The sequence below is a fragment of the Stenotrophomonas maltophilia group sp. Smal17 genome (assembly GCF_030237045.1).
GTDB lineage: Bacteria > Pseudomonadota > Gammaproteobacteria > Xanthomonadales > Xanthomonadaceae > Stenotrophomonas > Stenotrophomonas forensis.
The window spans coordinates 22,685-48,685 of the sequence record NZ_JASJSU010000029.1 but is presented as its reverse complement, the minus strand read 5'-3'; the positions used below and the strand labels follow the sequence as shown (position 1 = coordinate 48,685).

The 26,001-nt window shown below is 68.4% G+C and carries 17 protein-coding genes and 1 pseudogene; 9 read left to right on the top strand and 9 right to left on the bottom strand.

Features of this window, described 5'->3' with window-relative positions; translation table 11 throughout:
* Nucleotides 1-36: 36 nt before the first annotated feature.
* A complete protein-coding gene (locus tag QRO93_RS10065; protein WP_053451134.1) occupies nucleotides 37-417 on the top strand; it encodes a YbjQ family protein in 381 nt (126 codons plus the stop codon).
* 64 nt (nucleotides 418-481) lie between these two features.
* Here the strand turns inward: QRO93_RS10065 and QRO93_RS10060 are convergent, their stop codons facing one another.
* Both QRO93_RS10060 and mgtE read right to left on the bottom strand, forming a co-directional pair.
* Nucleotides 482-3,202 carry a bifunctional acetate--CoA ligase family protein/GNAT family N-acetyltransferase gene (locus QRO93_RS10060; protein ID WP_180880806.1) on the bottom strand — a complete coding sequence of 907 codons (2,721 nt, stop codon included), beginning with the start codon at nucleotides 3,200-3,202 and terminating at the stop codon, nucleotides 482-484.
* 132 nt (nucleotides 3,203-3,334) lie between these two features.
* Nucleotides 3,335-4,705, bottom strand: coding sequence for a magnesium transporter (gene mgtE, locus QRO93_RS10055; protein WP_053451136.1), 1,371 nt, complete (start codon nucleotides 4,703-4,705; stop codon nucleotides 3,335-3,337).
* Nucleotides 4,706-5,048: 343 nt separating this feature from the next.
* Between mgtE and QRO93_RS10050 the strand changes: the two genes are divergently transcribed.
* The gene (locus tag QRO93_RS10050; protein WP_180880804.1) at nucleotides 5,049-6,827 is read left to right on the top strand and encodes a monovalent cation:proton antiporter-2 (CPA2) family protein; all 1,779 of its coding nucleotides are present in this window, start codon (nucleotides 5,049-5,051) and stop codon (nucleotides 6,825-6,827) included.
* 65 nt (nucleotides 6,828-6,892) lie between these two features.
* On the opposite strand, the gene QRO93_RS10045 is transcribed toward QRO93_RS10050, so the two are convergent.
* The 4 genes from QRO93_RS10045 to QRO93_RS10030 form a co-directional block, all read right to left on the bottom strand.
* Nucleotides 6,893-10,231: an ankyrin repeat domain-containing protein gene (locus QRO93_RS10045; protein WP_133935898.1), complete on the bottom strand. Its 3,339-nt coding sequence runs from the start codon at nucleotides 10,229-10,231 to the stop codon at nucleotides 6,893-6,895.
* On the bottom strand, nucleotides 10,224-10,484 hold the full coding sequence (locus QRO93_RS10040; RefSeq protein ID WP_006476245.1) for a YcgL domain-containing protein: 261 nt from the start codon (nucleotides 10,482-10,484) through the stop codon (nucleotides 10,224-10,226). The genes QRO93_RS10045 and QRO93_RS10040 overlap by 8 nt, the downstream gene beginning before the upstream one ends.
* Nucleotides 10,485-10,634: 150 nt before the next feature.
* Nucleotides 10,635-11,648 carry a cytochrome d ubiquinol oxidase subunit II gene (gene cydB, locus QRO93_RS10035; protein ID WP_006476247.1) on the bottom strand — a complete coding sequence of 338 codons (1,014 nt, stop codon included), beginning with the start codon at nucleotides 11,646-11,648 and terminating at the stop codon, nucleotides 10,635-10,637.
* Nucleotide 11,649: 1 nt separating this feature from the next.
* On the bottom strand, nucleotides 11,650-13,047 hold the full coding sequence (locus QRO93_RS10030) for a cytochrome ubiquinol oxidase subunit I (RefSeq protein WP_008266442.1): 1,398 nt from the start codon (nucleotides 13,045-13,047) through the stop codon (nucleotides 11,650-11,652).
* 264 nt (nucleotides 13,048-13,311) lie between these two features.
* Between QRO93_RS10030 and QRO93_RS10025 the strand changes: the two genes are divergently transcribed.
* The 6 genes from QRO93_RS10025 (at nucleotide 13,312) to QRO93_RS10000 (ending at nucleotide 20,032) form a co-directional block, all read left to right on the top strand.
* A complete protein-coding gene (locus tag QRO93_RS10025; protein ID WP_180880802.1) occupies nucleotides 13,312-15,681 on the top strand; it encodes a S9 family peptidase in 2,370 nt (789 codons plus the stop codon).
* A complete protein-coding gene (locus QRO93_RS10020) occupies nucleotides 15,678-16,097 on the top strand; it encodes an NUDIX domain-containing protein (RefSeq protein ID WP_180880800.1) in 420 nt (139 codons plus the stop codon). The genes QRO93_RS10025 and QRO93_RS10020 overlap by 4 nt, the downstream gene beginning before the upstream one ends.
* Nucleotides 16,098-16,127: 30 nt before the next feature.
* Nucleotides 16,128-16,685, top strand: a complete 558-nt coding sequence (locus QRO93_RS10015) for a hypothetical protein (RefSeq protein WP_180880798.1) — start codon at nucleotides 16,128-16,130, stop codon at nucleotides 16,683-16,685.
* Between the two features lie 35 nt (nucleotides 16,686-16,720).
* The gene (locus tag QRO93_RS10010) at nucleotides 16,721-17,827 is read left to right on the top strand and encodes a hypothetical protein (RefSeq protein WP_180880796.1); all 1,107 of its coding nucleotides are present in this window, start codon (nucleotides 16,721-16,723) and stop codon (nucleotides 17,825-17,827) included.
* A gap of 49 nt (nucleotides 17,828-17,876) precedes the next feature.
* Nucleotides 17,877-18,773: an oxygen-dependent coproporphyrinogen oxidase gene (gene hemF, locus QRO93_RS10005; protein WP_133935906.1), complete on the top strand. Its 897-nt coding sequence runs from the start codon at nucleotides 17,877-17,879 to the stop codon at nucleotides 18,771-18,773.
* 95 nt (nucleotides 18,774-18,868) lie between these two features.
* Complete coding sequence (locus QRO93_RS10000) at nucleotides 18,869-20,032, top strand: hypothetical protein (RefSeq protein ID WP_180880795.1); 1,164 nt, start codon at nucleotides 18,869-18,871, stop codon at nucleotides 20,030-20,032.
* 66 nt (nucleotides 20,033-20,098) lie between these two features.
* Here the strand turns inward: QRO93_RS10000 and QRO93_RS09995 are convergent, their stop codons facing one another.
* Together QRO93_RS09995 and polA are read right to left on the bottom strand one after the other, a co-directional pair.
* Nucleotides 20,099-20,578 (bottom strand): DUF421 domain-containing protein, encoded by a 480-nt coding sequence (locus QRO93_RS09995; protein ID WP_053451150.1) that lies wholly within the window; start codon nucleotides 20,576-20,578, stop codon nucleotides 20,099-20,101.
* 328 nt (nucleotides 20,579-20,906) lie between these two features.
* Nucleotides 20,907-23,681, bottom strand: a complete 2,775-nt coding sequence (gene polA / locus QRO93_RS09990; RefSeq protein WP_180880794.1) for a DNA polymerase I — start codon at nucleotides 23,679-23,681, stop codon at nucleotides 20,907-20,909.
* Between the two features lie 98 nt (nucleotides 23,682-23,779).
* On the opposite strand from polA, the gene QRO93_RS09985 reads away from it, so the two are divergent.
* Nucleotides 23,780-24,064, top strand: a complete 285-nt coding sequence (locus QRO93_RS09985) for a DUF2782 domain-containing protein (RefSeq protein ID WP_040006855.1) — start codon at nucleotides 23,780-23,782, stop codon at nucleotides 24,062-24,064.
* Nucleotides 24,065-24,118: 54 nt separating this feature from the next.
* Here QRO93_RS09985 and QRO93_RS09980 read toward each other — a convergent pair.
* Nucleotides 24,119-26,001 (bottom strand): annotated as a pseudogene (locus QRO93_RS09980) (hypothetical protein); the annotation flags it as partial.

Here is a 26,001-nt window from a genome sequence, read left to right as displayed (position 1 = left end):
GTCGAGCAAGCTCGACTCTACGACACGGACGCGACCATGGCAGACCCCTACAACAGCGGCATCCCCTCCCCTCCGGCGCTGCGCTTCGACGATTCGCTGGTCACCACCGCCTTCGAGCTGCCCGGCCACCGCGTGGCGCGCAACCTGGGCGTGGTGCGTGGCATCACCGTGCGCTCGCGCTCGATCGTCGGCAACTTCCTGGGCGGCATCCAGACCCTGTTCGGCGGCAACATCACCATCTACACCGAACTGTGCGAACAGGCCCGCGAGGAAACCTACCGCGACATGGTCAAGCACGCGCGGCAGCTGGGTGCCAATGCGATCATCGGCATGCGCTACGACGCCACCGACGTGATGACCGGGCTGACCGAGGTGCTGTGCTATGGCACAGCGGTGGTGGTGGAACCGTTGCGGTAACCTGGTCGTAGAGTCGAGCTTGCTCGACTGTTCCTGGATGACAAGCAGTCGAGCAAGCTCGACTCTACAGCGGCACCTCCGGCACCTCGACCTGCTGCACCGGCAGGGTCACCATCATCACCGTGGGGTCGTCCGGGTCGAGTTTCGTCTTGAAACCGAGGCTCTGGCACATCGCCAGCATGGTGCTGTTCTCGCGCAGCACCTGGCCCTCGACCACATCCAGGCCCAGCCACTTGGCGTACTCGATCATGATCGCCATCAACCGCCAGCCGATGCCGTGGCCCTTCAGGTCCGACCGGATCAGGATGCCGTACTCGCCACGGTGGTAATCGGCGTCGGCGTGCAGGCGCACCGCGCCGAGCATTTCGCCGCTGCGCGGTTCAATCGCCACCAGTGCGATCGAGCGCGCGTAGTCGAGCTGGGTCAGGCGCGCGATGAATTCGTGGCTGAAGTGCTTCACCGACTGGAAGAAGCGCAGGCGCAGGTCCTCGTCGCTGACACGGGCGAAGAACGCGCGGAACAGCGCGTCGTCTTCCGGCCGCACCGGCCGTACAAAGGCGCGGCCGCCGTCGGACAGTTCGATGGTGCGCTCCCACTCTTTCGGATACGGGAACACCGAGAAACGGGGATGGCCGCGGCCCTTGTGCAGGATGCGCGAGGGCGCAATGGCGATGCGTGCGTCGAGGGCGAGGATGCCCTTGCCATCGACCAGCAGTGGATTGATGTCCAGCGTGCGCACTTCGGGAATGTCGGCGGCCAGCTGGGCCAGCTTCACCAATGCCAGCGCCAGTGCACGCTCGTCGGCGGCCGGCACGTCACCGTAGGCCTTGAGGATGCGCGAGGCACGGGTCTGGCCGATCAGTTCGTGGGCCAGGCGCAGGTCCAGCGGCGGCAGTGCCAGTGCCTTGTCGTTGATCACTTCAACCGCGGTACCGCCACGGCCGACCACGATCACCGGGCCGAACGTGGCATCGTCGGCGATGCCGACGATCAGCTCGCGCGCTTTCGGGCGGACGATGGTCGGCTGTACCAGCAGGCCATCGATGCGTGCGTCCGGCCGCAGCTGGCGGGCCCGCGACAGGATCGCATTGGCCGCGCTCTGCACCGCCGGCAGCGTGCCCAGGTTGAGGCGCACGCCATCCACTTCCGACTTGTGCGGAATGTCCGGCGACAGGATCTTCAACGCCACGCTGGCGCCGCGCTCCAGCAGCGGTTGCGCCAGGTCCATCGCCTCATGCGCATCGCGCGCGTGCATCACCGGCGCGGACGGAATGCCATAGGCCTTGAGCAGTTCGTGGGTGGCCAGCGGGTCCAGCCACTGCTGCCCGTTGGCCAGCGCGGCATCGACCAGCGCGCGCGCAGCCCCCGCATCGACATTGAAATCCTGTGGCAGGCTGGGCGGCGTTTCCATCAGCGCGTTCTGCGCTTCGCGGTAACGCACCAGATGCTGGAAGCCACGCACGGCTTCGGCCTCGGTCGGATAGGTCGGCACCCGCGCCGCGTTGAGCGTGGCGGTGGCCTGGTCATCGTTGCCCAGCCACACCGCGAACACCGGCTTGTCGCGGTGGTGGCGCGGGCGCAGGCCGAGCGTGCGGGTCAGCGCCTGCGCTGCATCGGCGGACGAGGTGAACGCGGTCGGCACGTTGACCACCATCACCGCGTCGTTCTCGCTGTCGGCCAGCAGCGCTTCGATGGCCGAGGCGTAGCGGTCACCGTCGGCATCGACCACGATGTCGACCGGATTGCTGCGCGACCAGCCCTGCGGCAGCACCGCGTCGAGCTTTTCGATGGTGCTGTCGGACAGGTTGGCCAGCGTGCCCCGCAGTGCGATCAGCTGGTCCACCGCGAGGCGGCCGACACCGCCGCCGTTGCTGAGGATGGCCAGGCGGCGGCCGGGGAAGGTGCCCAGCCGGCCCAGCGACTCGGCGGCGGTGAACAGTTCGTCCAGCGCCCCCACGCGCAGCAGGCCGGCGCGGTTGAACGCCGCGCCGTAGACATCATCGGCGCGCGCGAGCGCCTGCACGTGGGTATCGCGGCTGCCCGGCTGCACGCGTTCGGCGCGGCCCGACTTCACCACCACCACCGGCTTGGCACGCGCGGCAGCACGCGCGGCCGACATGAACTTGCGCGCGTCCTTGATCTGCTCGACATAGAGCAGGATGGCGCGAGTGCGGTAGTCGGTGGCGAAGTAATCGAGCAGATCGCCGAAGTCGACATCCATCGTGTCGCCCAGCGAGACCACGGCAGAGAATCCGACCGAGCGCGCCACGCCCCATTCCACCAGTGCGGCGGCAATGGCCGAGGATTCGGAGATCAGCGCGAGGTCGCCGGCCTGCGGGAAATGCGCGGCGATGCTGGCGTTGAGCCGTGCATGCGGCGCGATCACGCCCAGGCAGTGCGGGCCAAGGATGCGCAGGCCATGCGTGCGCGCCACCGCCTCCACCTGCGCCGACAGCGAGCCGGGGCCTTCGCCCAGGTGCGCGGTGAGGATGATCGCCGCCTGCACGCCACGTTCGGCCGCGGTGCGCACCACCTGCGGCACGATCGTCGCCGGCGCGGTGATCACCACCAGGTCAGGCACCCAGTCCAGATCCTTCAGCCGTTTGACCGTGCGGATGCCATCGATCTCGGCATGCCGCGGGTTGATCCAGGCCACCTTGCCAGGGAAGCCAGTGCCACGCAGGTTGCGCATCACCGCACGGCCGGCCGAGCGCTCGCGCGGGCTGCCACCGATCACCGCGACCGACTGCGGGCGGAACACAGACTGCAGATGGTAGGTACTCATACGCCTACGGTACCCAAAAAGGGGACGGAGGGGATTAAGTCGTTTGTGGCACAAACGACTTAATCCCCTCCGTCCCCTTTTTGCTCTGCGTGCCGACCAAGGTCGGCACCTACCGCAGCGCGGGGTTCCGGCTTACAGCAGCGTGCCGTGCAGGATCATCGCGGCGATGCTGAAATAGATCACCAGGCCGGTGACATCCACCAGCGTGGCCACGAACGGGGCCGAGGCGCTGGCCGGGTCGAAGCCGAGGCGCTTCAGGATGAACGGCAGCATCGAGCCGGACAGCGAGCCGAAGGTGACGATGCCGACCAGCGCCGCACCGATGGTGATCGCCAGCAGGATCCAGTGCTCGCCGTAGTCGTGCAGGCCACCCAGCTGCCAGATCACGATGCGCACGATGGCCAGGCAGCCGAGGATGGCGCCGAGCACCATGCCGGTCGGGATCTCGCGCAGGGCCACCTTCCACCAGTCGCGAAGGCGCAGTTCGCGCAGCGCCAGGCTGCGGATCAGCAGCGAGGTGGCCTGCGAACCGGAGTTGCCACCCGAACTCATGATCAATGGAATGAACAGGGTCAGCACCACCGCGCGCGCCAGTTCGTCCTCGTAGTGCTGCATGGCGCTGGCGGTCAGCATCTCGCCCAGGAACAGCACGCTCAGCCAACCAGCACGCTTGCGCAGCATCTCAAGGAAGCCGATCTGCATGTACGGCTTGTCCAGCGCTTCCATGCCGCCGAACTTGTGCGCATCCTCGGTGGATTCCTCGATCAGCGCATCCAGCACGTCATCGACGGTGACGATGCCGAGCATCTGCTGCTGCGCATCAACCACCGGAATCGCCAGCAGATCGTGGCGACGGATCAACCGCGCCACTTCCTCCTGGTCCATCAGCGCGTCCACGGTCACCGGCGGGTTGACCTGGGCCACGTCCAGGATCGATTCCTCCGGCAACCCGGTGATCAGCCGGCGCATGGTCACCACCTGCTGGAGGTGCTGGCTGGCCGGGTCCAGCACGTAGATCGCGTACACCGTTTCGCGGGTGCGCTCGACCTGGCGGATGTGCTGCAGGGTCTGCGCCACGGTCCAGCTGGCGGGCACCGCCACGTACTCGGTGGTCATCAGCGCGCCGGCGGTGTTGGGCGGGTAGCTCAGCAGCTTCTGGATGGCCTGGCGGGCATCGGTGCCCAGCAGCGGGATCAACCGCGCGCGCTCGTCCTCGTCCAGCTCGTGCACGATGTCGGTGGCGCGGTCATCGGCCATCAGCCCGAGCAGGGCGGCGGCGCGCGCCGGCGGCAACGCGGCCACCAGCTCACCGCTGCGGTGCAGCTCCGGCGCTTCGAGCATCTTCACTGCACGCGGCAACGGCAGCGCCGCCAGCGTGTCCGCGGCGCGCGTCAGCTCCAGCGTATTGAGGAACTCCACCGCGTCGGCGGTGTTGTAGTTCGCCAGGGGTGCGGCCAGGGCAGCAGCATCGGCCCCTGCGCGCAGCAATTGCTTCTGGTTCATCGGTTCTGCCTTGTGGGGGTGCGACCTCGCGCAACGCCAACGCAGGCAAACCGTCCCGATGTCAGGCGGTGGCCATCGCTGGCGTCGAACGAGGTCGACTTCTACTGTCGCTGGACATGGGTTGGGGACTCCGGGATGCGTGTGCCGGCGGACGCGCCGCCAGCGGCGGGGAGTCTGGACCTGCCGGGCAGGCAGGTCAACCCGGGGCCAGCCGGCAGCGTTGCCCGCACGCGTGTCCTCGTGCGTACACGCACCGGCGCGCATAATGTGGCAGTGGCGTTCGCCATGCTTTCCCTCCTCCGAACGGACGCGCGGCCGGTTCCCCCGATGACCAGGTACTCCCATGCATAGCGGTGGTCTGGAACTGGCGCTGGTGCTGTTGCTGGCGGCGGTCATCGCCGTGCCGGTGTTCAAGAAGTTCGGCTTCGGCGCGGTGCTGGGCTACCTGGCGGCCGGCGTGGTGCTGGGCCCGGACGGGCTGGGCTTCGTGCAGGACGCCGACCGCATCCTCGGCGCCGCCGAGATCGGTGTGGTGATGCTGCTGTTCGTGATCGGCCTGGAACTGTCGCCGGCACGCCTGAAGGTGATGCGGCGCTCGGTGTTCGGTGCCGGTGCGGCGCAGGTGGCGCTGTCCGGGCTGGTGCTGGGCGGCCTGTTGCTGCTCGACCATTTCCAGTGGAAAAGCGCGCTGGTGGTGGGTGTGGCGCTGGCGCTGTCGTCCACCGCGGTGGGCCTGCAGCTGCTGTCCGAGCACAAGGCGATCAACAGCGACCATGGCCGGCTGGGCTTTGCGATCCTGCTGTTCCAGGATCTGATCGCGATCCCATTGCTGGCGGCCATTCCGCTGCTGGGCGGGGTCAAGAACGAGACGCTGCGCTGGGAGGACGCGGCCGTGGCGCTGGGCGCGCTGGCGGTGGTGATCCTGTGCGGGCGGCCGGTGCTGCGCAGGGTGTTCAGCATCATTGCGCGCACCCGCAGCCCGGAAGTGTTCACCGCCACCGCCCTGCTGGTGGTGCTGGGCACCGCCTGGTTCATGCAGGAAGCCGGCCTCAGCCCCAGCCTGGGTGCATTCCTGGCCGGCGTGCTGTTGTCCGACTCGGAATTCCGGCACGAACTGGAAGCACAGATCGAGCCGTTCAAGGGGCTGCTGCTGGGCCTGTTCTTCATTGCGGTGGGCATGGGCATCGACCTCGACCGCATCGCGTCCGAGCCGTGGCTGATCGCCGCCGGCGTCGGCATCCTGCTGGTGGTCAAGTTCGGTCTGCTGTACGTGATCGGGCGTATTGCAAAGCTCAGTTCGCGGCAGTCGCTATTGCTGGGCAGCGTGTTGTGGCTGGGCGGTGAATTCGCCTTCGTGGTGTTCAACGAAGCGCAGCGCGCGCACCTGCTGGGCAACGCCAACCATGACCGGCTGGTGGCCATCGTCGGCCTGTCGATGGCGATCACGCCGCTGCTGATGATCGCGCTGCTCAGGCTGCTCGGCCAGGAAAAGGCCGCACCGCGCCAGGCCGCCGAGGCTGACAAGGTGGCACCGGACAACCGGCCGAAGGTGCTGATCGCCGGCATGGGCCGCTTCGGCCAGGTGATCGCGCGCCTGCTGACCGCGCAGAAGGTGCCGTTCGTGGCGCTGGAGGCGAACCCGGACACCGTGGCCGACCTGCGCCGCTTCGGCAACCAGCTGTACTACGGCGACCCGACCCGGCCCGAAATGCTGCGCGCGGCCGGTGGCGAGCACATCGATGTGTTCGTGATCACCGTGGATGACCCGGAGACCAACCTGCGCGCGGTGCGCATGGTGCGCCGGCTGTACCCGGATGCGACGGTGCTGGCGCGAGCGCGCAACCGCCAGCATGCGTGGCGGCTGATGGACATGTCGGCCGAGCCGTTCCGCGAAGTGTTCGGCACCAGCCTGGAGATGAGCGGGCGTGTGCTGACCGCGCTGGGTATTGCGGCGAACGTGGCCGAGCGCCATGTGCAGCGCTTCCGCGAACATGACGAACAGCTGCTGCGCGACCAGTACCTGGTCTACGACGACGAGGCCGCGGTGATCCAGACCTCGCGCGATGCGCGCAACGACCTGATGCACCTGTTCGAGGCCGACGCGGAAAGCGACGACACGTAGGCGTGCCGACCTACGGTCGGCACCCACCCGATGGTTGGCGAACCCGGTCGTGCCGCCCGCTGGGATCAGCCGTTGTCGCGCAGGAACCGGGCCATCGAGGAAACACCCGGCACGCGCGGCTCGAACTCACCGGCCACGTCGATGAAGCCGCGCATCACCGCGATCTCGCGTGGGCTGCGGTTGAGGCTGTCGCGCACTTCCGGATCGGCACCGGCACGCAGCAGGCGCTGCACCAGCAGCGGCAAACCGTGCAGGGCGGCCAGGTGCAGCGGGCCGAAACCGCGCGGGTCACGCACGTCCAGGCTCACGTCCTCGTCCAGCAGGCGCTCCACCGCGGCCATCACCACCTGCTCGTCGCAGGCGGTACCCGGCTCGGCGCGTGCGCCCAGCAGCAGCAGCAGCGGCGTGACCGAACCGGCAGCAGCCTGGTCCGGCTCGGCACCGGCCAGCAGCAGGGTGTCGAGCAGGGCCAGCAGGCGCGAGCGGTCACGGGCACTGAAGCCATACAGCGCGGCACAGTGCAGCGGACCCAGCTGCTGCGCGTCACCGGCATGTACATCGGCGCCGGCGGTCAGCAGGCGCGCGACGATGTCCGGCAGGCCCAGCGCGGACGCCAGCATCAGCACGGTCACACCGCCCGGCAGGCGATGTTCCAGCTTGGCACCGGCATCGAGCAGGGCCGAGACGATATCGACCTGGCGCATGCTGACCGCCGCCGACAACGGCGTGGCACCACTGGCCGCCGCGTGCTGCGGATCAGCGCCACGCGCCAGCAGCAGATCGGTCACTGCCAGATGGCCGCCACCGGCCGCACGCAGCAGCGCGGTGCAGCCCTGTGCATCGACCGCGTCGACCGCAAATCCCAGATCGATCAGGCGGCGTACCGCATCGACGTCGCCGGCCATCGCGGCGGCCGGCAGATCGGCCTCGCGCAGGGTGCGTCGCGGCAACGGCCACACCCGCCAGTCCAGCCAGTCGGCCAGGTCACGGCGTCCAATCGACAGCGCCACGCCCAGCGGCGTCTGGCCATCAGCGGCGCGTGCTTCCGGCGAGGCGCCGTGCTGCACCAGCAGCTTCAATGCACCTTCGCGAGCCAGCGCGGTGGCCAGATGCAAGGCGGTCATGCCGTGGCTGTCGCGCGCTTCGCGATCGACGCCAGCCTTCAGCAGGGCCTGCTGCAGGCGCAGCCAACCCAGGCGTACCGCCAGCGACAGCGGCGGATCGCCGGCCGGCGAGGCCGCAAACGGATCGGCGCCACGCTCCAGCAATTCCAGCGCCAGCTGTTCCAGCCCTCGGGCGGCCTGGTCGTGCTGGGCGCAGGCGGCGAGGAAGCGCGCAAGGCCACCGCGCCCGGCCGGCGACAGGCCACGCTGCAGCATCACCTGCAGTGCCGGCACCGCATCGATGCCGCGCGACAGCAGCGCGAACATCGGCGTGTCGGCGCAGGCGTCACGCACATAGGGATCGGCGCCGTGGCCCAGCAGCCAGTCGACCGCACGCGGCTCCAGCGCCAGCTCAGGATCGAGCAGCAGGCCACCCAGTTCTTCCGGCTGGCACAGCCTGGCCAGCGCGGCCATGCCTTCGGTGTTGCCGAAGCCCAGCGCTTCACGCAGCAGGGTCAGCGGCGGACGGTCCGGCAGCAGGCCGCTGGCCATGGCCGCTTCGCCGCGCTCGGCCAGCCCATCACTGACGGCGGCCGGCAACGGATAGGACGGGTCCAGCAGGGCCACGATCGCCCAGCGACCCGCTTCGGCGGCGTAGTCCACCGCGCGGCGACCGACCGGATCGGCGGCATCGGCGGCGATGCCCAGCTCGACCAGGCGCTTGATCAGCAGCGGCGAGACATCCTCGGCCATCACCGCCAGCTGCACTGCGTTGCGGCCTTCGCCGTCCACGGCGACCAGGTCGGGTTTGTGCGGCAGCAGGTGCTCGATCACCGCAGCGCGACCGGCACGGGCCGCTTCCAGCCACGGCGTACGGCCCAGCGCATCGCGCGCTTCCAGGTTGGCGCCGGCACCGAGCAGCACGCCGATGATCTCGACGTGGCCCGCCAATGCGGCCTCGTGCAGCGCGCTGCGGCGCTGGCGATCACGCGCGTCGGCGCGTGCCTTGTGCTTGAGCAGCAGCTGCACGCCGGCCGGATCGTCGTCTTCGGTGGCGGCGGCGGCCAGCAGCACCGGAGTGCCTTCGGCCGGCTCGCTGCGGGCACCGCGTTCGAGCAGGAAACGCGCCAGGCGCCAGTTGCCGACCTGGCAGGCCACCGCCAGCGGTGACCAGCCATCACTGTTCAGCGCATCGACTTCGGCCGCGGCATCGCGCAGCAGCGCCGCCACGCCCGGGTCGGAACTGCGCGCGGCATGATGCAGCGGCGTGTTGCCGTCGCTGTCGGTGGCGCGCGAATCGGCACCGTTGGCGAGCAGGGTCATCACCGCTTCGGGGCGGCCATGCCAGCTGTCACGGGTCGCCGCCAGCAGCGGGGTCATGCCGCGGTGCGGCGCGTTCACGTCAACACCGCGGGCGATCAGCTCGCGCAGCAGGCGCAGGTCTGGCAGCACCGCGGCCAGTACCGCCAGGCTGCGCTGGTCGCGCCAGTTCGGGTCCGGCAATGCATAGGGATCGGCACCGGCCTGCAGCAGCTGCAGGCCGCGGTCGATGCGGCCATGGCGGGCGGCTTCGTACAGGGCCGGGGTCAGTTCCTGCGGCGCCATCGCCTCCAGCGGCGCAGTCTCGGCCGCGGCGGCGAACATCGGTTCGTGTTCGTGGCTGGTCGCGTTCAACGCGCCGGTACGCAACGACACCAGCGGTGCGGGTGCCACCCGTTGCAGCAACAGGTGCAGCAGCGGCGACAGCACCACTACGGCCAGCGCGGCCGGCCAGCGAGCACTTTCCGGCAGCAGGCCCGGCCAGGCCGGCAGCACCACCAGTGCCGCCAGCGCGATCACCAGTGCGGCCACACCGAGGCCGCGCCAGGCGGTCAGGTCACGTCCGGCCAGCGCCTGCCAGTGCTGGGCCAGGCTGCCATCCAGGCGTTCCACATCATTCCACAGCGGCCAGGTACGCCAGGCCGCCAGCAGGCCGGCACTGACCAGCACGCTCAGGCCCAGCACCGCCGCCAGGCTGCCGCTATCGCGCAGCGCGGCCAGCGGCCAGGCCAGCAGCAGCGCCAGCAGGACCGGTGCGGCCGCCCACAGCGCCAGCAGCGCGGGCAAATCCTGGCGCGCAACCACCTTCAACGGCAGCAGCGCGCGGCTGCGCCGCCACCACGACACGCCCAGCGCGAACGCAGGCTGCGCCAGTGCGGCAAGCAGGGCGCCCGGGACGCCGCCCACGGCAGCGCCCAGCGCCAGCACGGCGCCAACAGTGAAGGCGATCGACAGGGCACGCGGACGGGAAGGTTCAGTCATAGTGCCGCGGCATCAAGCTGGCCACCGAGGGCGGCACCTGCAGGTAGAAGCCGCGTTCGCTCATTTCGCTGCGAACCTTGTCCGGGTCGGCCTGCGCCAGACGGCGCTGGGCATCCAGGGCAACGTCCAGCACGAAAGTGAGCGTCCCCAGCGATTTGAGCAGCGGCGCAGGCAGCGCGCTGAAATCTTCGCGTCGGGGAACGTAGACGTAGGTGTCCGGCTTGAGTTGGCTTTTATAGACGTAGGCGTGCATGTCCGCGGGACAATAACCCGGGAAGAGCCATGATTGTGTCGGAAAGCCGACACCGGGGAAAGCCGTCAGCCGACGATGGCGGCGTGATCGACGGTGTTTCCCCGACGAGGTTCAGCAATGTGGCGACGGCGTTCAGCCTTGGCCCGGTGCTCAGTGATAGCCGGCGTCGGCGTGTACCTTGCCGCGGAACACCCGGTAGGACCACGCTGTATAGCCGAGGATGACCGGCAGCAGGATCACCAGCCCGACCAGGGTGAAGCCCAGCGATGATGCCGGCGCAGCGGCCTGCCACAAGGTCATCGATGGCGGCAGCAGGTATGGCCACATGCCCAGCACCAGGCCGAGGAAGCCGAGCACGAACAGGGCAAGGCTGAGCAGGAACGGCGGCAGGTCACGGCGCGGATGGGTGGCGCTGCGCCACAACGCGGCCGCCACCGCCAGGGTCAGCAGCGGTACCGGCGACAGCCACCAGAAGTTGCCATCGCTGAACCAGCGGTCCATCAGGCGCGACTGCAGGAACGGCAGCCAGCTGCTGACCAGGCCCATCGCCGCGATCACCGCCACCACCAGCGGCCGGGTCATCTGCCGCGCCAGCGCCTGCACCCGGCCTTCGGTCTTCAGGATCAGCCAGGTACTGCCCAGCAGCGCGTAGCCGGCCACCAGCGCGGCGCCGGTCAACATCGCGAACGGACTGAACCAGGCGAACGGGCCACCGTGATAGACGCCGTCCTGCAGGGGCAGGCCCTGCACCAGCGTGCCGAGGATCACGCCCTGGGCGAAGGTGGCCAGCAGCGAGCCCAGTGCGAACGCCACGCTCCACAACCGGCGTGAGCGATGCGCCTTGAAGCGGAACTCGAAGGCCACGCCGCGGAACACCAGCGCCACCACCAGCAGCAGCACCGGCAGATACAGCGCCGACAGCAGCACCGCATAGGCCTTCGGGAATGCCGCCAGCAGGCCGGCGCCGCCCAGCACCAGCCAGGTCTCGTTGCCGTCCCAGATCGGTGCGGCGGTGTTCATCATCAGGTCCAGCTGTTCCTCGTCTTCGGCGAACGGGGCGAGGATGCCGATGCCGAGCACGAAGCCATCCAGCACCACATACATCAGCACACCGAAACCGATCACCGCGAACCACGCCACCGGCAGCCAGGTCATCAGGTCCATGTCAACGATCCTCCAGCGGTTCGTCGGCTGCCGACAGCGGGCGCGCCGGGGTATGGCTGCCGTGGTCCAGCGACGGCCCCTCGGCATACGGCTGCGGCCCATGGCGCAGGATCTTCACCAGGTACCAGATGCCCCAGCCGAACACGAAGGCGTAACCGACCACGTAGACACCCAGCGACAGCGCGGTCATCCACGCGCTCTGTGGGCCGACCGCATCGGCGGTGCGCAGCACGCCATACACCACCCACGGCTGGCGCCCCATTTCGGTGACGAACCAGCCGGACAGCAGTGCGATGAAGCCACTCGGCAACATCCAGTTCCAGCCGCGCAGCAGCCACGGCGAATCCAGCAGCTTCCGGCGCCACAGCTGGAATGCCGAGACCCAGGCCAGCAGCAGCATCAGCGTGCCCAGCCCGACCATGATGCGGAAGGCGAAGAACACCGGCGTCACCGGCGGCCGTTCGCTGGCCGGTACCGACGTGAGCGGATCGAAGCTGCCGTCCAGCGAATGGGTGAGGATCACGCTGCCCAGCTTCGGGATCGCCACTTCGAAATCGTTGCGCTCTTCCTTTTCGTTGGGCAGCGCGAACACCACCAGCGGCACGCCCTCGCCTTCCTTGGTTTCATGCCAGTGCGCTTCCATCGCCGCGATCTTCATCGGCTGGTGCTTGAGCGTGTTCAGGCCATGCATGTCGCCGACGAAGATCTGTACCGGCACCGTCAGCGCCGCGAACGCTACCGCCGCGACCAGCATGCGCCGGCCGGCTTCCACATGCGTGCCCTTGCGCAGGTACCACGCGCCGACGCCACCGATCACGAAACAGGTGGTGATGAACGAACCCAGCGCCATGTGCGCCAGGCGGTACGGGAACGAGGGGTTGAACACCACCTGCCACCAGTCCACCGGGTGCACGATGCCATTGACCATCTCGTAGCCGGCCGGCGTGTGCAGCCAGCTGTTGGACGACAGGATCCAGAACGTGGAAAACAGCGTGCCCAGCGCCACCATGCAGGTGGACAGGAAATGCAGGCGCGGCGAGACCCGGCCCCAGCCGAACATCATCACGCCGAGGAAGCTGGCTTCCAGGAAGAAGGCGGTCAGTACTTCATAGGTCAGCAGCGGGCCGATGACCGTGCCAGCCACTTCGCTCAGCCGCGGCCAGTTGGTACCGAACTGGAAGGCCATGACGATGCCGCTGACCACGCCCATGCCGAATGACACGGCGAAGATCTTCTGCCAGAAGAAATACAGCTCGCGCCACACGGGCAGTTTCGTGCGCAGCCAGCGCCATTCAATGAAGGCCAGCCAGCTGGCCGTGCCGATGGTGAAGGCCGGGAACAGCACGTGGAAACTGATGACGAATCCGAACTGGATCCGGGACAACAACAACGCGTCCAAGGGACGCCTCCTGCCTGCGACCGGTGGGATACCGGACCACTTTAGGAGGATTTGGTTAAGCCGGGATGCGACCGGGTGACGCGCTGCTTCACTTTGTCGCAGGGGTCAACCGCTCTGGTAGCTGCCAACCTCGGTCGGCACACATACCCGAGCACCGACCAGGGTTGGCAGTTTGCCGATTCCGCTGCCATGACCTGTGGCCCCTGCCCGCGGCCGGGGCGGCTGCTACCCTTGCCCGGTTTCCTCTTCCGGTGCCGTCCGCCCATGTCCCGAGTGCTGCCCCTGTCCCTCCTGCTGTCGGCCGTGCTGGCCGCACCGGCCGCGCATGCCGCGCCGACGCCGATCACCATCGAACAGGCCATGGCCGACCCGGACTGGATCGGCCCGCCGGTCGAGAAGGCCTGGTGGTCGTGGAACAGCCAGCAGGTGGAATACCAGCTCAAGCGCAACGGCAGCCCGGTGCGCGACACCTTCCGCCAGCCGGTGGCCGGTGGCGTGGCCGCGCAGGTGGCCGATGACCAGCGCGGCACCCTGGATGTGGCCGAGCCGGTCTACGACCGCAGCCGCAGCCGCAGTGCGTTCGTGCGCAATGGCGACGTGTTCGTGCGCGACCTGCGCAGCGGTGCGCTGACCCAGCTGACCCGCAGCAACGAGCGCGCGGGCAACGTGAACTTCGCTGCCGACAACGGCGTGATCTGGCGCGTCGGCCAGAACTGGTTCCACTGGACTGCCTCCAGCGGCGTGCAGCAGGTGGCCAGCCTGAAGGCCGAGAAGGACCCGCGTACACCGCCGAAGGCCGACGTGCTGCGCGACCAGCAGCTGCGTACGCTGGAAACCCTGCGCCGCGACCGCGACCAGCGCGAGGCGCTGAAGGACCAGGACCAGCGCTGGCGCCAGGCCGACCCGACCCGCGCGCCCGGCCCGGTGTACCTGGGCACCGATGTCGAGATTGCCGACAGCGTGCTGTCGCCGGACCTGGACCACCTGATCGTGGTGACCAAGCCGAAGGACTTCGATGACGGTCGCGGCGGCAAGATGCCGCTGTACGTGACCGAGTCAGGCTATGAGGAAACCGAAGACACCCGCACCCGCGTCGGCCGCAACGGCTTCGAGCCGCACACCCTGTGGTACGTCGACGTGCGCACCGGCAAGGCCGAGAAGCTCTCGCTGTCGGGCCTGCCGGGCATCGGCACCGATCCGCTGGCCGAACTGCGCCGCAAGGCCGGCAAGGACGCACTGAAGGGCGAGCGCAGCCTGCAGGTGATGAGCGATTTCATGGGCGGTGGCATCCGCTGGAGCGCCGACGGCCAGCAGGCTGCAGTAATGCTGCGTGCCAACGACAACAAGGACCGCTGGATCATCAGCGTCAACGCCGCCGACGGCCGCGTGCAGAACCGCCACCGGCTGACCGACAACGCCTGGATCAACTGGGGCTTCAACGATTTCGGCTGGATGGCCGACGGCCGCACGCTGTGGCTGCTGTCCGAGGAATCGGGCTTCTCGCATCTGTACACCCAGGCCGGCAGCGCCAAGCCGCAGGCACTGACCAGCGGCAAGTGGGAAACCTCGGCGCCGGTGCCGTCGGCCGATGGCAAGGGCTTCTACTTCCTGTGCAACCAGCAGGCCCCGCATGACTATGAAGTCTGCGCGGTCGACACCGGCAGCCGCCAGGTGCGCGAGCTGACCAGCCTCAACGGCGTGGAAGATTTCTCGCTGTCGCCGGATGGCCAGCAGCTGCTGGTGCGCTACTCCGGCGCCTACCTGCCGCCGCAACTGGCGGTGCTGCCCAGTGCCGGTGGCCAGGCACGCGTGCTGACCGACACCCGCACCGCCGACTACAAGGCGCGCCAATGGATCCAGCCGAAGCTGGTGGCAGTGCCATCCAAGCATGGCGCCGGCGTGGTCTGGGCCAAGTATTACGAACCGGAAAACAAGGAACCGGGCCGCAAGTACCCGATCGTGATGTTCGTGCACGGCGCCGGCTACCTGCAGAACGTGCACCAGCGCTACCCGGCCTACTTCCGCGAGCAGATGTTCCACAACCTGCTGGTGCAGAAGGGCTACATCGTGCTGGACATGGATTACCGCGGCAGCGAGGGCTACGGCCGCGACTGGCGTACGGCGATCTACCGCAACATGGGCCACCCGGAACTGGAAGACTACAAGGACGGCCTGGACTGGCTGGTCGGCACCCAGCAGGGTGACCGCGACCACGCCGGCATCTACGGCGGTTCCTACGGCGGCTTCATGACCTTCATGGCGCTGTTCCGCTCGCCGGGCACCTTCAAGGCCGGCGCCGCGCTGCGTCCGGTGGTCGACTGGCACCAGTACAACCACGGCTACACCAGCAACATCCTCAACACCCCGGACATCGATCCGGAGGCGTACCGCGTGTCCTCGCCCATCGAGTACGCGCAGAACCTGCAGGACAACCTGCTGATCGCCCACGGCATGATGGATGACAACGTGTTCTTCCAGGACTCGGTGAACCTCACCCAGCGCCTGATCGAACTGCACAAGGACAACTGGTCGATCGCGCCGTACCCGCTGGAGCGCCACGGCTATGTCCGTGCCGATTCCTGGCTGGACCAGTACAAGCGCATCCTCAAGCTGTTCGAGCAGAACCTGAAGTGAGCACTGCCGCGGCCACGATAGAGATCGTGGCCGCGGTCATCCTGGATGACCGTGGCCGGGCGCTGGTGGTGCGCAAGCAGGGCGCCCACCGCTTCATCCAGCCGGGCGGCAAGCCCGAACCCGGCGAAGCGCCGCTGCAGGCGCTGGCCCGCGAACTGGGCGAGGAACTGGGCGTGCAGCTGCGCGCCGATGCCGCCCTCGCGCTGGGCGCCTTCGAAGACTGGGCGGTGAACGAGCCCGGCCACCGCGTGCAGGCACAGGCGTGGTGGGTGCAGGTGGACGGTACCCCGCAGGCGCGCGCCGAGATTGCCGAACTGGCCTGGGTGCCGCTGCAGCCGCCGCACGGCCTGCCCTTGGCACCGCTGAGCGAACACCATATCCTGCCGGCCGTCGCCACCCGGGTGACGGCCCGCTGACCGCGCGGGTGCCGATTGCAAGGACACCGGATGTCAGTGCCGCTCCCGCCGCCCTCGTTGCAGCCTTCGCCCTACCAGGCGTGGATCCGGCCACTGGTCCAGGCGTCCTTCTGGCTGTCCGCGCTGCTGGCCGGCTATTTCGTGCTGCAGGGGCTGCTGGTGTGGCCGCTGCACGACGTTCCACTCTGGCAGCTGCTGGCAGGTGAAGCACAGCATCGGCAGATGCACAGCCTTTCCTGGCTGCTGGCGCACCCGGTGGGTGCCTCGATGATCGCCGCACTGCTCTGCCTGGTCTCGGCCGTGGCCAGCTGGGGGCTGCTGCGCGAACGCTACTGGGGCCTATGGAGCTTCGTGGTGATGCTGCTGTTGAGCGCGCTGGCCAATTTCGCGATCACCTGGTGGTGGGACGTGTTCATGCGCGACATGATCGTGCTGCTCGCCGACGGGCCGGAGATGCAGCAGTCGCTGCAGCCGCGTCGCTGGATGATGACCTTCACCCTGCTCGGCACATCAGTGCTGTTCCTGGGCCTGCAGGGTTGGCTGGCCTGGCGTTTGTTGCGGCCCGATATCCGCTCGCGCTTCCGCTGAGCCCCATCCCCTTCTCGCACGACAAGGACCGTCGCATGCGCTTGCTGGCTCTTTTCCCTGCCCTGCTGCTGTTCGCCGCGCTGCCTGCCAGCGCCGATGCCCTGCGCTGCGGCGAGTACCGCAGCCTCGATGACGGCATGGCACTGGTGTTCACCAGCCCCAGCAGCGGTTACCGCCACAACGGCATCGGTGAGCCGGAGCCGCTGTGGGTCGATCGCAGTGCGGAACAGACCCGCCTGGTCATGCTCGACGATGGCGTGGCGGAACCGATCCGGATCAGCGCCGATGGGCAGCGCATCGAGGACAGCGTGTCGGTGGTCTACACCCTGCGCCAGTCCCGGGCCTGCACCGCCGAACCCGGCGCGGCGGCCGGCAGCTGCCGCGCTGCTGGCAGCTACTGCATGGTGCAGCTGCCAACCGCCTCGCCCGGCCAGGCCCGGCGCGCCTGCGACGAGGGCGTGGGTGCGGGTTGCTCGACGCTGCTGCGGCTGATGCGTGAGGGCAGCGCAACCGCTGCAGCCGATGACGCCGGCCCGGCCGTCTTCAAGCGTCCGCCGCCGTGCCACGAACACACCGCCGGGCACGATCGGCAGGCCTGCGAAGCCATGACCGACGATGCACTGGCCACCGCCATGCGGCGGGTGGACCAACGGCTGGCACAGGAAGACGAAGACACGCTGGATTCGCCGCTTCCAGCCGCTGCACGCGATCGCCTGCAGCAGTTGTGCCTGCAGCACCGGGGTGGCCGCTTCTGCGTCGAAGTAGCCGCGCAGCAGCTGATCGCGCTGGAGCCCGCATTGGCGGTGCAGGCCCTGCAGGTCACCTGCGATGGCGGCCGCGTCAGTGCCTGCGAACGTACCGCGCCGCTGCGTGAACTCGGTACCGATCTGCGCCTGGTGCCGCTGCAGCGGGTGCCGTGTGGCCGCTACCAGGCCGACGGTGGCCAGTTCGACAGTTTCGACTTCGGTGATGGCAGGCAGGCCCGGCTGCACGAAGGTGCCGTCCAGCTGCAGCAGAACGGCGAAACGTTCGTGCTGCGCCAGCTGGGCAATGGCGACCTGCTCGGCATGGACATTCAGACCGCCTACGAGCGTTACCGGCCAGTGACCGACGCGGGCCGGTGCCGCCCACCACGGCGCTGACCGCCGTGCATCGCACGGCCCGGCCGGGCGCTGCGGTAAAGTACGCGCCATGAACGAATTCGAGCGCGTGCGCGCCTACCTCACCGACCTGCAGGACCGCATCTGCGCGGCGATCGAGGCCGCCGATGGCCAGGCCCGCTTCCAGGAAGACCTGTGGCAGCGGGCCGAGGGCGGCGGCGGGCGTACCCGCGTGCTGCGCGACGGTGCAGTGTTCGAACAGGCCGGCATCGGCTTCTCCGACGTGGCTGGCAGCCGCCTGCCGCCGTCGGCCTCGGCCAACCGCCCGGAACTGGCCGGCGCCTCGTGGCGCGCCACCGGCGTGTCGCTGGTGTTCCACCCGCTCAATCCCTACGTGCCGACCACCCACGCCAACGTGCGCTTTTTCCAGGCGCAGCGCGACGGCGAAGTGGTGGCCAGCTGGTTCGGCGGCGGCTTCGACCTGACCCCCTTCTATCCGTTCGACGAGGACGTGCAGCACTGGCACCGGGTCGCACGCGATCTGTGCACACCCTTCGGCGAGGAACGCTACGCCGCGCACAAGCGTTGGTGCGATGAGTACTTCTTCCTGCGCCACCGCAACGAAACACGCGGCGTCGGCGGCCTGTTCTTCGATGACCTGCATGGCGATTTCGAGCGCGATTTCGACTATCTGCGCGCGGTCGGCGATGGCTTCCTGGAGGCGTACCTGCCGATCGTGCAGCAGCGCAAGGACACGCCCCATGGCGAGCGCGAACGCGAGTTCCAGCTGTACCGCCGTGGCCGCTACGTGGAATTCAACCTGGTCTACGACCGCGGTACGCTGTTCGGCCTGCAGAGCGGTGGCCGCAGCGAAAGCATCCTGATGAGCCTGCCGCCGCGGGTGCGCTGGGAATACGGCTTCAACCCGGACGCCGGCAGTGCCGAGGCACGCCTGGCGGATTACCTGGTGCCGCGCGACTGGCTCTGATCTTCCGGCACCACGCCTGACGCGTGGTGCCATCCCCACGCCTGCGGTGCGTCGTGCACCGGACAGGTCGTCTTTTTTTCCTCAAGGATGATGTCATGCCCGCGTCTGCTTCCCTTCGTCCCCGCGCTGCGGGTTGGCGCTCCCTGCTGCTGCTCGTGCTGGCCTCGGCCAGCCTGCCGGCCGCCGCGCAATCGATGGCTTGCGGCACCTACAAGGACAGCAGCGGCAACACCACGCTGACCCTCGAAAGCGAGGGCCACGGCTTCCTGTCCGGCCCCTACCAGGCCACCGAGGAACTGCGCATCGCCCGCCAGGACGACGTGCTCGGCACCGGCAACCTGTCCACGGGCCGCCTGGAGAACTGGTACTTCTCCGACAACGACCGCACCCTTAGCACCCCGTACCGCGAGTTCACCCGTGAGCGCTCCGCCGCATGCAAGGTGATGCCGGAGCCCATCGAAGACGGCTGCGTGATGAACACCTCCGAGTGCCTGGAGGCCTTGCCGGAAGCCGAGCCGCAGAAGCTGCATGCCTGGTGCGCCGAGGGCGTGGGCGCCGCCTGCATGCGCCTGCTGGAAACCTACCAGCAGCAGGCCAAGGACGCTTCGCCGAGCACGGCGGAGCCGCCGATGCCCGAGATCTGCAAGGAGGAGTCACCCTCGTTCGACGCCGAGGGCTGCACGGCGGTGGCCAGGCAGGTCGCCTCGGAAATGATGGGCAAGGCCCTGCTCGGCCTGCAGCATTCGGTGGATGCGCCGCTGCCGCCGGCACAGCTGGATGAACTGATCGCCCTGTGCCGCGTGCAGCAGGGCGAAACGTTCTGCGCCGACACCGCCGAGACCTTGTGGAGCAGTGGCCGCCTGCAGCAGGCCCGCGAGGCGCTGCAGCTGTCGTGTGCACAGCGCGCGGACGCCCCGGCCTGCGGGCCGGCCAAGGACCTCGGCGTGTTGGCCAGCGCTCCTGGCACGGCACTGGCACCGGTCACGGCCAGCGCGCTGCCCTGCGGCAGCTTTGAAGCCGAACGCAGCGTGCTGTCGCAGCTGCGCTTCCTGCAGGGCGGCGTGGTCGAAGCCGGTGGCCGCGAGCAGCCACTACGCGCCAGCCTGCGCGACGGCCGCATCCTCATCCATCGCGAACTCGGCAGCGACTTCGTGCTGCAGCTGCTGCAGAACGGCAACCTGGCCGGTATCGACGGTGGCAACCGATTCGCCTACTACGAGCGCAAGCCTGCGGCGGGCAACGACCGCTGCACGCCTTGACCGGGGCTGCGGTCCCCCGCCCGGCTGATGCACCGTGCAGCCGGGCCCAGGCTCGGCGCTACCCGATCAGGTGCTCTTCCTGGGGATGATGGTGATGTGCCCGTTGATCTCCAGCAGGGCCAGTTCGACATCCTCAACGCCCAGGCAGCCCTGCTGGCGCATGGCGGCCTCGAAATCGGCGCGGGTGACCTGTTCGCGACGCAGAACGGTGTCGAACAGGCGCCCATCGCGCGCGATCACCACCGGCTCTCCCTCCACCAGGCGCTCGATCCGCCGGCTGCGGGTACTCACCCAGCCCACCCCGTAGTTGAGCAGGATCAGGGTCGCCGCCAGCAGCAGGCCGCCGCCCAGCGAGGTGTCGGTGCCCAGCAGGGCGTTCTGCACCGCATTGCCCAGCAGCACCACCAGCAGCACGTCGAACGGGGTGATCTGCCCCAGCGGGCGCTTGCCGCTGAGCCGGACCATGCCCAGCACTACGACGTAGACCACCACCGCGCGCAGGATGAACTCCCACCACGGCATCGCCAGTGCGAACAGATCGGGCATCGTTTTCCCCTGCGGAGCGGTGGCCCAGCGTGGCGCAGACCAGGGAATCTGGCAACGGCACAAATAAAAAGCCCCGCTGACCAGGGGGAGGTCAACGGGGCCGGGGAACGGGCACTTGGGGAGGAGTCCCCGTTCCGAGATCTGCTCCAGGGGATGGGAGAGATCCACAACAGGCATTGCGCCTGTCGAGAGTTATAGAAGCACTCCGAACACTAACGGTTCGTGAAGGGGCCCAATTTAATGAACTTCAATCGGGGGAACATTCATGATCGAGTCAGAAACCCCCGACTGATGAACAAATTCACGTCGTTTTCGGCCTGAAACGCCGTCAGTGCGCCTCGTCCCAGTTGCTGCCGATACCGGTATCGACCACCAGCGGCACCCGCAGTTTGGCCGCTTGCGACATGCGTTCCACCACCTGCAAACGCAAGTCTTCAACGAAACTGCTTTCGGTTTCGAACACCAGTTCATCGTGCACCTGCAGGATCATCCGTGCCGGTGCGCCGCTGTCACGCAGCCACTGGTCCACGTCCACCATCGCGCGCTTGATGATGTCGGCGGCGGTGCCCTGCATCGGCGCGTTGATCGCCGCGCGTTCAGCCCCCGCGCGCAGGCCCTGGTTGCGGGCATGAATGTCGTTCAGGTACAGGCGGCGGCCGAACAGGGTTTCCACGTAGCCCTGGTCGCGGGCCTGCTGGCGCATCCGCTCCATGAAGTCGCGCACGCCCGGGTAACGGCTGAAGTACAGCGCCACGTAGTCCTGCGCCTGGCCACGGTCGATGCCCAGGTTGCGGGCCAGGCCGAACGCGCTCATGCCGTACATCAGGCCGAAGTTGATCGCCTTGGCGGCACGGCGTTCGTTCGGGGTCACCTCCTCCAGCGTGCGCCCGAACACCTCGGCGGCGGTGGCACGATGCACGTCGGCGCCCTGTTCGAAGGCGCGCACCAGGCCCGGGTCCTCGGACAGGTGGGCCATGATCCGCAGCTCGATCTGCGAATAGTCGGCCGCCAGCAGCTGGAAACCCTCCGGCGCGATGAACGCGCGGCGGATGCGGCGGCCGTCCTCGGTGCGGATCGGAATGTTCTGCAGGTTCGGGTCCGACGAGGACAGGCGGCCGGTGGCGGCACCGGACTGGTGGTAGCTGGTGTGCACGCGGCCGGTGTCCGGGTTGACCATCTCCGGCAGCTTGTCGGTGTAGGTGCTGCGCAGCTTGGCCAGGCCGCGGTACTCCAGGATCACCCGGGGCAGCTCGTGCTGCTCGGCAATCGCCTCCAGCGCCTCTTCATTGGTGCTGGGCTGGCCCTTGGGGGTCTTCACCACCGCCGGCAGCTTCAGCTCATCGAACAGCACCGCCTGCAGCTGCTTGGGCGAATCCAGGTTGAAGCTGCGCCCGGCCAGCTCGGTGGCCTTCTGCTGCGCGGCCAGCATGCGCGAGGACAGGTCCTGGCTCTGCCGGCGCAGTTCGTCGGTGTCGATCCGCACGCCATTGGCTTCGATGCTGGCCAGCACCGGCACCAGCGGCATCTCGATGTCGCGGTACACGCTGTCCAGCGCCGGCTCGGCCAGCAGCTGCGGCTGCAGCGCGTGGTGCAGGCGCAGGGTGATGTCGGCGTCCTCGGCCGCATAGCGGCTGGCTTCGTCGATGCCCACCTGCGAGAACGGAATCTGCTTGGCGCCCTTGCCGGCCACGTCCTCGAACTTGATGGTGCTGTAGCCCAGGTAGCGCAGGGCCAGCGAGTCCATGTCGTGGCGGGTGGCGGTGGAGTTGAGCACGAAGCTCTCGAGCATGGTGTCGTCGTGGTAGCCCTGCACGTCCACGCCGTGGCGGCGCAGCACATGCAGGTCGTACTTGCCGTGCTGGCCCAGCTTCTTCTTCGCCGGGTCCTGCAGCACCGGGCGCAGCGCGTCCAGCACCTGCTGCATCGGCAGCTGGGCCGGCGCACCCGGGTAGTCGTGGCCGACCGGAATGTAGGCGGCCCTGCCCGGCTCGACGGCCAGGCTGACGCCGACCAGGCGCGCACGCATCGCGTCCAGCGCATCGGTCTCGGTATCGAAACTGATCAGGTCGGCCTGCTGCAGGCGCTCGACCCAGGCCTGCAGCTGTTCGCTGGTCAGCACCGTCTCGTATTCACCGGGCGCGGCCAGCGCCGGGTCCAGCGTACCGGCGGCCGGCGCTTCGGCGCTGCCACGGGCGAAGCCGGCGGCGGTACCGCGCAGGCTCGGGGTGGCCTCACTGGCAGCGGTGGGCGCCGGCAGCGGTGCTCCCAGTTCCTTCAGCGCCTGGGTGAAGCCGTAGCGCGCATACAGCTCGGTCAACTCCGGCACGTCCTGCTCGCGCAGGGCCAGCGTGGTCGGGCTGGCGTCCAGCGCCACATCGGTGCGGATGGTCACCAGCTCGCGGTTCAGCGGCAGCCGCTCCAGTGCGGCGCGCAGGTTCTCGCCGATCTTGCCCTTCATGGTCGGCGCGGCCGCCATCACCCCGTCCAGGTGCTGGTACTCGGCCAGCCACTTGGCAGCGGTCTTCGGCCCGCACTTCTCCACGCCCGGCACGTTGTCGACGGTGTCACCCATCAGCGCCAGCAGGTCGATGATCTGGTCGGCACGCACACCGAACTTGTCCATCACTGCCGCGTCCGAATCCATGCGGCTGCCGGTCATGGTATTGACCAGCTCGATGCCCGGACGCACCAGCTGGGCGAAGTCCTTGTCGCCGGTGGAAATGGTCACCTTCAGGTCCTGCGCCAGGCCCTGCAGGGCCAGCGTGCCGATCACATCGTCGGCTTCCACGCCGGGGATGCGCAGGATGCTGATGCCCAGCGCCTCGACGATGCGGCACATCGGCTCGACCTGGCTGCGCAGCTCGTCGGGCATCGGCGGCCGGTTGGCCTTGTACTGGTCGTACAGGTCATCGCGGAAGGTCTTGCCGGGCGCATCGACCACGAACGCAACGTAGGCCGGGCGTTCCTTCAGTGTCGAGCGCAGCATGTTGACCACGCCGAACAGCGCGCCGGTGGGTTCACCCTGTGCATTGGACAGGGGCGGCAGCGCGTGGAACGCGCGGTACAGGTAACTGGACCCGTCGATCAGGACTAATCTGCTCATGCGCCGATTCTACGCGCCCGTGCCTGCACCGCGACGACACGGCACGCACCCGGCGATGGGGCATAATCAGGGCTCTATCCAGGCAAAGGCCCCCGCCGATGAAGACCCTGATGCTGGCTTCCGTGCTCCTGCTCGCTGGCTGCGCCAGCATGGGTGGCGCAGGTGCTCCCCCGGTGGACGTCAAGGGCGCCGATGTCTCCAAGCGCACCATGGACAACGGTGACACCATCGAGGAATACCGCGTGTCCGGCCAGCTGCGCATGGTCAAGGTGACCCCGTCGCGCGGCGCGCCGTACTACATGTACGACAAGAACGGCGACGGCCGTTTCGACAACGACAAGGACGGCGTGTCGCCGGTGTACTGGAAGCTGTACAGCTGGTGATGTGACCGGCATCGAACCGGGCGGAGTGGCAGCACTCCGCCCATGTTCAACGGGCTACTGCACGCAACCCGCCGCGTCACCGTCGCAGGCCCGCGCCGTCCCCGCAGGCAACCGGATTCCAGGGTACGTGATACCGATCGCACGCTGCTCAACGGCTGCTGCCGCCGCATCGACATAGACAGCCCGCGGCAGCACCGCGCCCTGTGCGAGCACTCCAGGACGCATCGCTTCGGGATCAGGTCCATCGCCCACCACGAGAGGTCGGCCATCTGTGCCCACGGCATGGAAATAGGCCGGCGGGCGTCCGATGAAATCGATCGTGTGCGTTCTGCCGGCGCTGGTCAGATAGATCGGCAGGGGCTGGGTGCCGATGCCACCGCTGGACCACCAATGGCTGTCACCGGCCAGCACCGGCGTGGTACCCAGCTGGCGGATGTCACCGCCCTGCACCTTCAGGTGGAACCCGTTGTTGCCGGCATCGACGCTGAATGCGCTGCCGTTGAGCGAGGCGAGGGTCAGGGTACCGGCGTTGGTCAGGCTGAAGCCTGCCGGCGACTGGAAATCACCGAGGGTGCCGATGGCATTGGCCACGAACAGTGAGGCATCGCCCAGCATCGTCGGGCCGGCCGCGCGTCCACTGAGCTGGTCAGCCAGCAGGCGGCCACCGGCACCGGCGCGGATCGCACCGGACGACTGCAGCCGCAGCCCGCCCGCCTGCACACTGCCATCGAGCAGCAGATCACCACCGCGCACGTCGAGCAGGCCCTGTGCGCCGGCCTGCACGTTGCCGGTCACCTGCAGCCCCTGCATGGTTTTCAACTCCAGGCCCTGGCTGCCGAAGTCACCGAGCGTGGCGATACGGTTGTCGCCGCGCAGGCTGGCCTTGCCGCCGGCACTGCCCTGCAGGCGTTGTGCGGCCAGCACACCCCCGGTCTGGGTCAGCGTGCCACCACTTGCGAGCTGCAGTACCCCCGCAGCCAGTACATCCTGGCCGAGCTGCAGGTCCTGGCCGCTGCGCAGAGTGATGTTGTTGCCGCGCAGCGCCGCCGGCAACCGCAATGCGCCGCCGGCCTGCAGCTGCAGGTCACCGTTGCCGGTATCGATTGTGCCGCTGGGCAGATCCAGTGCGCCCCCGGCCTGCAGGCGAACCGCTGCGCTGCGGCTGTCGAGCGAACCGATGCGCAGGTCGCCCGCACTGGTCAGATCGATGCCCGCGCCCGCCAGCGACACCGCACCGCGCAGATCGTTGCCAGCCAATCCCAGTGCAATCGATGCATTGCTGCGCAGGTCGGTGCTGCCATCCACGCGCAGCGTGCCGTCCTGATCGATGCCGTTGCTGCCCACCGCCTGCAGGTTACCGCCCACGCGGGTCGTGCCGAAGTGCAGCTGCTGGCTCTGCAGTACCACATTGCCGGTGACATCGGCCGCCGACAGGGTCAGGCGTTGCGCACTGCGTGCAACCAGGCTGTTCGCCGTCACGCCCTGCAGCTGCAGCGGGCCATCGCTGGCCAGTGCCACCTGCCGGCCCTGCACTTCCAAAGCATCTCCGAAGCGGTTGCCACCGGCCTGCAGGTCGATGTCACCGCCAGCGCTCAGCCGGGTCGTGCCTCCTACCTGCGCAGCACCCTGCTGGCGGATGTCGCCGGCACTGGCCAGCGACAGCTGGCCGCTCGCGGCCACATTGCCCAGCAGCAGCGTATCGCCAGTTACGTTGATGTCACCGCCGGACAGGTTGAGCGCGCCGCCGAAACGGTTGCCGGCATTGCCCAGCGCGATGCGCCCGCTGCCTGCATCAACCTGCACTGCGCCGACCGACTGCACGCTGCCACCCACGCCATTGGGCACGGCGACCTGCACGATGTCCGCGTTGCTGCTGGCCAGGGTCAGCGAACCGCTGCTGCGCAGATCGGCCCCCAGGCGCACGCCATCGCGGCCGA